Here is a 5,033-nt window from a genome sequence, read left to right as displayed (position 1 = left end):
GCTGTGTTACCATCCATAGTCTTCATAGCTCTTTTAACTGTCATTTAAGACCTCCTATAATATTAGTAACAAATATCGTTAACACTACTTAAAGTATAAGGTTTATTGATGTGATTGTCAAGATTAAATTTAAAATGATTTTAACCTTATACCGCTTTTAGGTTCATCTAATAAATTTATTTGATTTTAATCATTCAATTACTTTATTGCATATCTTATATTCGGAAAATATCTAAAAAAACTAATTATTAACACAAGTAATTTGTAAATAATTAGTTTTTTCATTGTATTTCTTAATTTTAGTTGAAATCACTATCCAATATTTGTGATTGATCTTCGATTTCTTCGTTTTTCTCGATGCTATTTTCATTTAGAGAATCTTCATTTTCTTTTGTTGATTGTTTAAAAATATTATCAGTCATTACTTTAGCTGCATTGTACCCTAAATTTTTTTCTCTTTGGTTCATTGCTGCAACTTCAATAATTAATGCTAGATTTCTTCCAGCTCTTACAGGTACTACTATATGAGGAACTTTTACATCAAGGATTTCAATATAATGCTGATCAAGACCCAATCTATCATATTCATAGTCTTCTTTCCATTGTTCTAGTTCTATTACCAAATCAATTCCTGTTGATATTTTTACTGCCCCAGAACCGTATAGTCTCCTAACATTGACTATACCAAGACCTCTAATTTCCATATAATGTCTAATATTTTCTGGTGATGAACCTTGTAGGGTATTGTTTACAGCAACAATATCTACCATATCATCAGCTATTAGTCTGTGGCCCCTATTTACAAGTTCTAGGGCTGTTTCGCTTTTACCCACTGAAGACTTTCCCATTATAAGCACACCTACACCAAAAACATCAAGGAGTTCTCCGTGGACGTTACTAGTTGGAGCTAGTTGATATTCAAGTTCATCTGATATCTTTGATATTAGCCTTGTGGATTTTAGTGGAGATCTTAATAAGGTTATATCATAATAGTCGCAAAGATCCATTATATCTTTATTTATTTCTTTGTTGTAAGAGAAAATTATCGCTGGAAGTTTATAAGAAAGTATTCCCCTGAACCTTTCATACTGCATTCTTGAGTCCAAACTCATTAAATAAGTATATTCAACAGAGCCAATAACTTGAAGTCTTTTGTGGGGGAACTTCTCTAAGTATCCTGTAAGTTGCAGACCTGGTCTATTTACGTCAGCACTTTCTAAGACAATTTCATCAAAATCTTTAGCTTTATGAATAACTTCTAAATCTAAGTTTTTAACAACTTTGCTTAATTTTACGCTTACATGCTCGATTCCTCTGGTAATTTCCTTATCTATATGTTCACTAAAATCACTTATATTATTACTATCAGCCATTTATTATCCTTTCAGCCTAAAATATTTGTAAATCTCAAGAGCTTGAACCCTTCCTACAAGTGGAACTTCCATCAGTTCCTCAATACTTGCTTTTTTTATGTTAGATAAAGTTTTGAAATGTTTATATAGATTCTCTCTTGTTTTCTTGCCAACACCTTTAATCTTATCAAGCTCACTTGCCTTCACGGTATTTTGCATCAACTTTCTATGGTAATTTATTGCAAACCTATGCGCTTCTTCCTGAATTTCATAGATTAAATTATAAACAGGATCTCTCCTATTAATAGGAATCTCATTATTATTGTATATTATTGCCCTAGTAGTATGCTTGTCATCCTTTACAAGACCTGCAACTTCAATATCTAAAGCAAGATTTTCAAGGACATCTTTAGCAATATTAACTTGCCCCTTGCCTCCATCCATAAGTATCAAATCTGGTAAAGATCCAAATCCTGTTTGGGTATTGCCTTTTTCTTTTTCGCTTATTCCTTCTTTAAGCCTCCTAGTTAAGACCTCCTTGTGAGATGCATAATCATTTGGTCCTTCTACTGTACGTATCTTAAATTTTCTATATTCTTTCGGAACTGGTATCCCATCTTCGAACACCACCATAGACCCGACTGACCTCACACCAGAAATGTTGGAAATATCATATGCTTCAATCCTAAATAAGTCATGTAAGTTTAAAATTTCTTTAAGCTGATTAAGGCCAGATGATCTTTTCCTTTCCTTTCTTTCGACTCTTTTGTCGTGCTTTATCCTCATATCCACAGCGTTTCTGCTCGCCATATCTACTAATTCTCTTTTCTTACCTATTTTAGGTTCATGAATGGATACTTTTGATTTTTTCTTAGCGGATAAAAATTCTGTGATAGATTCTAAATCATCTGGGAGTGTTTGAACCAGAATTTCCTTAGGTATGTACATGATATCTAAGTAGAACTGCTTAATGAAAGAGGACATTACATCGGAGTTTGTTTCCATATAATCATTTTTTATAAAAAAATGTTCTCTATCTACAATTTTTCCTTGTCTCATAAAAAAAACTTGAATAACGATTGTTGTCATCCCTTTACTCATAGCAATTATATCGATATCATCACCCTTTGTTTCTGTTACATTTTGTCTCTCAGAAATCACAGATAGGGCTCTATAATAATCTCTGTACCTAGCAGCCATTTCAAAATTAAGTTTAGAAGCTTCTTTGTTCATTTTATCAAGAATCCATGTTAGAATCTTCTCGCTTTTACTTTCAAGAAAATCATTAATATCATCCATATTATCCAAGTATCTTTTCTCATCTTCCTTGTTGACACATGGTCCCTTGCATTTTTTTATAAAATAATTTAGGCAAGGTCTATCAAGACTTGCTCCCTTATCAAAATTCAAATTGCAGGTTCTAAAAGGATAATACAAATGAAATAAATCTATGGAGTCATTAACTGCATAGGCATCCGGATAGGGGCCAAAATACCTGCCCCCATCTTTTTTTACCTGTCTAACTTTTTTAATTCTAGGATATTTTTCCTTACATATTTTTATATATGGATATTGCTTGTCATCCCTCAATACTATATTGTATTTGGGTCTATTTTTTTTGATTAAATTACTTTCAAGAACCAAGGCCTCGACCTCATTTTGAACAATTATATACTCAAAGTGGTCAATATTTGCAACCATTGCTAGGACTTTTGCACCTTTATTCTTATTATTGTCAAAGTATTGGCGTACTCTTTTTTTCAACGATATTGCTTTACCAACATAAATTATTTCATCAGTAGAGTTTCTCATGATATATACGCCTGGTAAGTCTGGTAGTTCTTTTAATTTTTCTTTAATCTGTAATTTGGTCAAATTTCTTTACAGCTCTCTTTCAAATACTCTAGTTCCTGACCTTCCAAATATGGACTTAACTTCTCGTAGCATGCCTTATTATAATCATTAAGCCAGTCAATCTCATTTCTATTTAACATTTCTGTTTTTACAGGTCTTGTATCTATAGGAACATATGTTAGAGTTTCAAATTGGTTAAATTTTCCAAATTCATTCTCCATTGCCTTAGTTACATACGCTTCATTTTCTATCCTAATTCCATGTGAATTTTCGATGTATAAACCTGGCTCTATTGATGTTGTCATGTTCTCAACAAAACCTGTTTGATCTCTTTCTGAAATTCTTTGTGGCCCCTCATGTACTGTAAGAACAAATCCAACTCCATGACCTGTTCCGTGGAAGAAATCCTTGCCTGCTTGCCAGAGTGGATATTTTGCAATCGCATCAAGTCTTTGGCCATAGGTTTTATCCTTAAATTTAGCTAAGAACAAGGCTAGAAATGATTTTAGGACTAGTGTGTAATCAGTTTTTTCTGCATCTGTTAACCTACCTAGGGCTACAGTCCTAGTAATATCCGTTGTTCCTTCTTTGTAATGAGCTCCAGAATCTACAAGAATCATTCCTTCGTCCTTAATAGTTTTTGAACCTGTTGCTGATGGGGCGTAGTGGACAATTGCCGCATTTTCTTTATATCCTGCTATAGTTTCAAATGAATCTTCAATGTATGATTCATCTTCTCTTCTAATGTCTTGTAATTTTTGGCTTGCCAAAAGTTCGTTTAAAGAACCAGTTTTTGCACCAACTTCTAGCCAACTAAAGAACTTAACTAAGGCTATGCCGTCTTTAATATAGGCTTTTTTAACATTTTCAATTTCTGTATCTGTTTTTATAGCCTTCATGTTAGTGGTAATATTAGTACCCATTGATATTTTAACATTAGCATTGATACTGTCATAAATTGCAACATTTGTTCTTTGTGGATCTAAGAAAATCCTATTTTTGCCAGGAATATTTTTTAATAACTTATATATTGAATCGTAAGAATACACCTTCACCTTATTTGACTCTAGGTAATCTCTAACTTCCCCACTTAGCTTTTCTTCATCAACACAGAGTGAAATTTCATCTTGTGAAAGTAATAAGTAGGATAAAACTACAGGATTATAGTCAACATCATTACCTCTAATATTTAAGAGGTAACATATATCTTCTGGTGAACCTATGAAGGTATAGTCATATCCGTAATTTTTCATTACTTCTCTAAGTCTCTCAACTTTTTGGTCTAGACTTTCACCAGTATATGAATCCTCCATTATCCAAATTTTGTCCTTGCCTAGGGCTGGTCTATCTTCCCATATTTGAGAAATGTAATCTACATCTGAAACAAGAATTCTTGCCCCCATATTTTCACTTAGTTTTTTGTAACCATCCACAGAATAATTTTTTCCATCGAAAGCAATCTTACCAAATTCAGAAACATTTTCTTCTAAATATTCTAAAAGACTTGGAACACCGTCAACACCCATTTTCATCAATTCAAACTCAGAGTTTTTTAATTCCTTGCTAGCTTGTAGAAAGTACCTGCTATCTGTCCAAAGCTTAGCTTCATTCATAGTAACAAGAGCAACACCAGCAGAACCAGTAAATCCAGAAATAAATTCTCTAGTTTTATAATAATCTGCCAAATATTCAGATTGATGAGGGTCTGATGTCGGAATTATATATGCTTCTATCTTTCTATCTTTCATTAGTTCTCTTAGTTTTTCAATTCTTTGATTTATATTCATCTCAATTCTCCTTTGAAATTAAAAATCTTATTTTCTATAC

Annotated in this window: 3 protein-coding genes; all 3 read right to left on the bottom strand. The window is 32.4% G+C overall.

Annotated elements, in window-relative coordinates:
* Positions 1-299: 299 nt before the first annotated feature.
* Genes hprK through Q0W95_RS07380 form a run of 3 tightly spaced genes read right to left on the bottom strand, consistent with a single transcriptional unit; the run spans position 300 to position 4,993 of the window.
* The gene (hprK, locus tag Q0W95_RS07390) at positions 300-1,373 is read right to left on the bottom strand and encodes an HPr(Ser) kinase/phosphatase (protein ID WP_297791410.1); all 1,074 of its coding nucleotides are present in this window, start codon (positions 1,371-1,373) and stop codon (positions 300-302) included.
* Between the two features lie 3 nt (positions 1,374-1,376).
* Positions 1,377-3,227 carry an excinuclease ABC subunit UvrC gene (gene uvrC / locus Q0W95_RS07385; protein WP_297791408.1) on the bottom strand — a complete coding sequence of 617 codons (1,851 nt, stop codon included), beginning with the start codon at positions 3,225-3,227 and terminating at the stop codon, positions 1,377-1,379.
* Complete coding sequence (locus Q0W95_RS07380) at positions 3,224-4,993, bottom strand: aminopeptidase P family protein (RefSeq protein WP_297791405.1); 1,770 nt, start codon at positions 4,991-4,993, stop codon at positions 3,224-3,226. Before Q0W95_RS07380 ends, uvrC begins: the two co-directional genes overlap by 4 nt.
* Positions 4,994-5,033 lie beyond the last annotated feature (40 nt).

Source organism: uncultured Anaerococcus sp., assembly GCF_947253225.1.
GTDB lineage: Bacteria > Bacillota > Clostridia > Tissierellales > Peptoniphilaceae > Anaerococcus.
The sequence above is the reverse complement of the archived record's forward strand: the minus strand, read 5'-3'. Positions and strand labels throughout refer to the sequence as shown.